General features: G+C 51.6%; 5 protein-coding genes and 1 pseudogene. 4 read left to right on the forward strand and 2 right to left on the reverse strand.

From position 1 onward, the window contains the following. Positions 1–673, forward strand: a 673-nt coding sequence (locus VB081_RS02645) for an ABC transporter ATP-binding protein (protein WP_323399304.1), incomplete at its 5' end; no start/stop codon positions are given. Continuing rightward, on the forward strand, positions 670–1,305 hold the full coding sequence (locus tag VB081_RS02650; protein ID WP_323399305.1) for an ABC-2 transporter permease: 636 nt from the start codon (positions 670–672) through the stop codon (positions 1,303–1,305). The genes VB081_RS02645 and VB081_RS02650, both read left to right, overlap by 4 nt. A gap of 51 nt (positions 1,306–1,356) precedes the next feature. On the opposite strand, the gene VB081_RS02655 is transcribed toward VB081_RS02650, so the two are convergent. Both VB081_RS02655 and VB081_RS02660 read right to left on the reverse strand, forming a co-directional pair. After that, positions 1,357–2,055, reverse strand: coding sequence for a CvpA family protein (locus tag VB081_RS02655; protein WP_323399306.1), 699 nt, complete (start codon positions 2,053–2,055; stop codon positions 1,357–1,359). 8 nt (positions 2,056–2,063) lie between these two features. Next, a complete protein-coding gene (locus VB081_RS02660; protein WP_323399307.1) occupies positions 2,064–3,176 on the reverse strand; it encodes a DUF5711 family protein in 1,113 nt (370 codons plus the stop codon). 249 nt (positions 3,177–3,425) lie between these two features. Between VB081_RS02660 and dapF the strand changes: the two genes are divergently transcribed. Both dapF and VB081_RS02670 read left to right on the forward strand, forming a co-directional pair. Next, positions 3,426–4,247, forward strand: coding sequence for a diaminopimelate epimerase (gene dapF, locus VB081_RS02665; RefSeq protein WP_323399308.1), 822 nt, complete (start codon positions 3,426–3,428; stop codon positions 4,245–4,247). Beyond that, positions 4,244–4,500, forward strand: a pseudogene (locus tag VB081_RS02670) (hypothetical protein); the annotation flags it as partial. The gene dapF and the pseudogene VB081_RS02670, both read left to right, overlap by 4 nt.

Below are 4,500 nucleotides of genomic sequence, written 5' to 3' on the forward strand. Positions count from 1 at the left end.
AATGGATCATGTAGACTGCGAACGCGAGATCAAGTCGCAGATCGGCGTGGTTCTCGACCGTATCGCCTTCAACGAGCAGCTAAAAACCAAGGACGTTGCAACGATCATGCGTTCCATTTTCCGTGGAAAATGGGATGATGCGCTGTTTTCGGAATACGTGCAAAAATTCAAGCTGCCGCAGGACAAAAAGATCAAAACGTTTTCCCGCGGTATGGGCATGAAGCTGTCCATTGCCACGGCGCTTTCCCATCGGCCGAAGCTGCTCATTTTAGACGAGGCGACGAGCGGGCTCGATCCCATCGTGCGCAGCGAGATATTAGATGAATTTTTGGATTTTATACAGGATGAAGAGCATTCCGTGCTTATTTCCTCGCACATCACCAGCGATCTGGAAAAGGTGGCGGACTACATCACGTTCATCCACGACGGCAGGGTCGCAATGTCGGAACAAAAAGATAAGATGCTGTATGAATACGGCATTTTGAAATGCGGCGAGGAATTATTCCAAAAGATCGATAAAAAAGATATCGCCGGGTACCGCAGGTCGAGCTTTGGATATGAAGCGCTCGTCACAGACCGCGAGGGCGCAACACTCAAATACGCCGGCGCGGTCGTCGACAGTGCGACACTTGAAGACATTATGCTTTTCACGGTGAAAGGAGAGAAGAAATGAAAGGGTTGCTTGTAAAAGAATTTCTGGGAATGAAAAACTTTTTTATTATCTTTCTTTTTGTGGTCGCCATCTGCATGATCCCCGCGTTTGTGTCGCAAGACAGCGATTTTTCCACAGGATTTATGATCGCCATCTGCATCTTTATCGGCGGCATGATGGGCTTCACCTCCTTCGCGTACGACAAAGCGTACGGCTGGGACAGCTACGTATTGTCCCTCCCGTACACAAGAAAGCAGCTCGTGCTCTCCAAATACCTGTTCTCGCTGCTGATTACAGGGATCGGCGCGGCCATCGGTTTTGCGGTCAATCTGATTCTCGTGGCGCTCGGGGTGGCGCAAATGGAACCGGACGCGTGGATGATCGTCGGCATACTGGCGTGTATGGTAGGGATATTTATCAGCATCATGATACCTCTGATGTATTGGTTTGGGATCGAAAAAGCACGGATCATTGTGATCGTCATATTCCTCGTTCCCTTCATGCTGCTTTCGATCATCGGCGGCAAAAACGGCGCGGAAGGTATGATGGAAACGATCGCCATGCTGATGGAGTTTCTGCCGTTTGTCTCGGTCGCGGCGCTTGTTGTTTCATGGTTTGTCTCGGTGCGTATCTACACAAAAAAGGAAGTGTAAATTACACAATCAAAAAACGGCGTTGCAGCTGCAACGCCTTTTTGGATACAGCTATATCACGCCGGATATCCCCGCAAGCAGGAAATTATTATGATAGAAGAACGACGCAAAGGACGAACCGTTGATAATGTCGGTAATCAATTCGGTAGGCATAGAAACAAGGATCACGGGGATGATCATAAACAGGGCAAACATCCCTAAAAATCCCCGCAGTGCGCCCACACCGCCGCCGATCAGGCTGTCGTACCTGCGTAATACGGGAAGCGGCGAAGCATAGTTATAGGCATTGACGAGCAGCGCGATGATGATGCGCGCGATCACATAGATCACCAAAAAAGCGAAGATGTTGACCACAACATTGGTGATCGTGCTGCTGACATATTCAGAAACCGTATGCAGACCGGCCGATTCAAATACAGTACCAGCCATGTTCTGCGACACCAGATGGTCAAAAGGCGCGGGCAGGTTGGCGGTAGAGACCACCTGGTCGATCTGCGCCTGTGACATCGTGGTCACAAGCATATTGCCCGAAGCCTTCAGTTGGTCAACGCCATTGGTGAAATACAACAGAAACTTATAAAAAGGCCCGTCGGCAATGGCCTGCGACATCAGCGGACTGAACACAAAACCAATGATCCACGAAAGCGCCATACCGATCGTATTGGAAACGGAGATCAGGAACCCCTTGTGGAAGCCCTGCAATATATAGATTGCGATCAGAAACAGCACAATCCAGTTCAGTATACCCATAGTTCCCCCTAGTTGAGATGCATAATATAGCTCTTGTCCTGATCCCAAACCACAGCGATGTCACTTGAAAGCTGTTTGACGGTGGTGATCGTCTGGTCAAGCTTTACGGATCGGTCCAGCTTGCCCTCCGGCGTAAAGGAATAGATTTCGCCCGGCGTAAAGGCAAAGAGCTTGGTCTGTGAAAGCGCGAGTGAGAACACGTCGCGCGGCAGACGCACGGTCTGATAGCTCAAATCATTTGCGTAGATGCGTGCAGATTCGATGGTGGCAAGGCTGGCGCGCGATACATAAGCCGCCTTCAAATTGTTGCCCTCAATACTTGCGCCCACAGGCTTCCATCCATACACAAGCGCGTCCGCCTGCTTTGCGCCTACATAACTGTAGGAAAGCAGATTGTTTGTCCCCGAAGCAAAGATCGAATCAGAGGTGACATATACTTTTTCAATGACCTGCGTGTCGATCTCGATGCTGCCCGTGATAGAGCCGTCCGTCTTGTACGTCGTGATGTACGAAACAGGTACAACGCCCGAGCTGTCGAGCGAAAGCACCCAGAAAAGATCGCCTCCCGTGTTGAAGCCGAAGTCGAGCACAGGCTTCGTAGCCAGCTCGATACGCTGCGCTGCAGCTTCGCCCTTATTGTTATATAAGGAGATATAGTATTGCACGATACCCGCCTCGTCCGCCGCGCTTGTTAGGGCAGCAACTGTGGTGCTGCCACAGCGCACGCTTAAGATGTCTGAATCAAGCGACGTAGAGAACAGCGGCTCCTTATCAAAGGAGAACGCCTGCAGCGACTTTTGCGCGTACAAAGAAACGATCTGGTCAGAGCACGCGACTTTGGGGTCAACAAGCTCCTGCTTTAAGTCCCACACAGAAGAACCGTTCTGGTCGAGCAAATGAAGCGTGCCGTCATCCACATACAAAATGCCGCCGCTGCTCGCAACGGTCGTATCCGGAAGACGTGTTTCCGTTTCCTTGAGCATTGGTTTCGAAAACGAAAACTCCGTGAAATTATCGAGATACAATAAGACCCCGGCCACAGCCACGATCACGATAATAATGACAATCAATATAGATGTGCGCCTGCGCATTCTCTTGTGACGCGATGGCTTTAAATACATACACTACCCTCTGTTGCCATATGCCGCCGGCATCCCCATACCTGCCGCATACTTTTTTTCAGGACAAAATTCCTGCAACTTATAATATTCTGGAAAAAACCCTCAAATCCTTTATTTTTAATAGTATTGTACCATAAAATTTCCGCCCGTTGTGCTATAATGTGTTATAATACATAATAAATTAACAATTTAAGTAACGCCGTAAAGCAGCTTGCTGGCGGTGTTTTGCGAAAGAAGCGTGGTGAAAAAATGCATATTACAAAAATGCACGGACTGGGTAACGATTTTATTGTGATAGAAGAACGCGAGCTTACAGGGAGCGATGTCACGGCGCTTGCGCGCACATTGTGCGCACGACGGCTTAATGTGGGCGCCGACGGCTTGCTGCTCGTTGACAAAAGCGACCATGCGGACGTGCGTATGCGCATCATCAATTCCGACGGCTCAGAGGCGGAGATGTGCGGCAACGGTATCCGCTGCTTCGCGCGCTATGTATATGATAAGGGCATCGTCAAAAAAGCACAGATGGATGTGGAAACACTGGCTGGCGTGATCAGGCCGGAGCTTGTGATCGAAAACGGCAAAGTGAGCGCGGTGCGCGTCGATATGGGCAAGCCTTCGTTCGATCCGCAGGCGATCCCTGTGCTTGCGCAGGACCCGATGGATTTTGAGATCGAAACGGCGCATGGAGCCGTGCGCGCTTCAAGCGTGCTGATGGGCGTGCCGCATACGATCGTGTTTGTGGAAGACATGGAGGCGGTGCCCATCGAAGCATTGGGACGCGAGATCGAAACACACGCGCTTTTCCCGCGCAGGACGAACGTTGATTTCATTCAGGTGCTTAACGAGAATACGGCGCGCATGGAAACGTGGGAGCGCGGCGCGGGCCGTACGCTCGCGTGCGGTACAGGCGCGACAGCGGCCGGGGTCGTTATGTACAAAAAAGGCATCATGGGGCCGCAGGCGGATATCCGTCTTTTTGCGGGCACGCTGCACATCGACAACCTGCCGGACGGACGCGCGATGATGACGGGCGCGGCGGAATATGTGTTTGATGGAGAAACAAAATGAAAATCGCGCTTGGCGCGCCGCAGCAACGGTTGTTTGAACTACTGCGGCAGGCGGGGGTTGCGCCCGCCTATCTGGTGGGCGGATATGTGCGCAACAAGCTGCTCGGCTTTGCGCAGGGGGATATGGATATCGCGTCCCCGTTCCCGCCACAGGCGCTTACAGGCGTCGAGTCACCGGAGATCGAGCTTACGCAGCGCGCATACGGACTGGGTACGATGGTGATCAAGCAGCGCTTCGAAAACCAGATATACCC

The sequence above is a fragment of the Christensenella sp. genome (assembly GCF_034927525.1).
Classification (GTDB): domain Bacteria; phylum Bacillota; class Clostridia; order Christensenellales; family Christensenellaceae; genus Christensenella.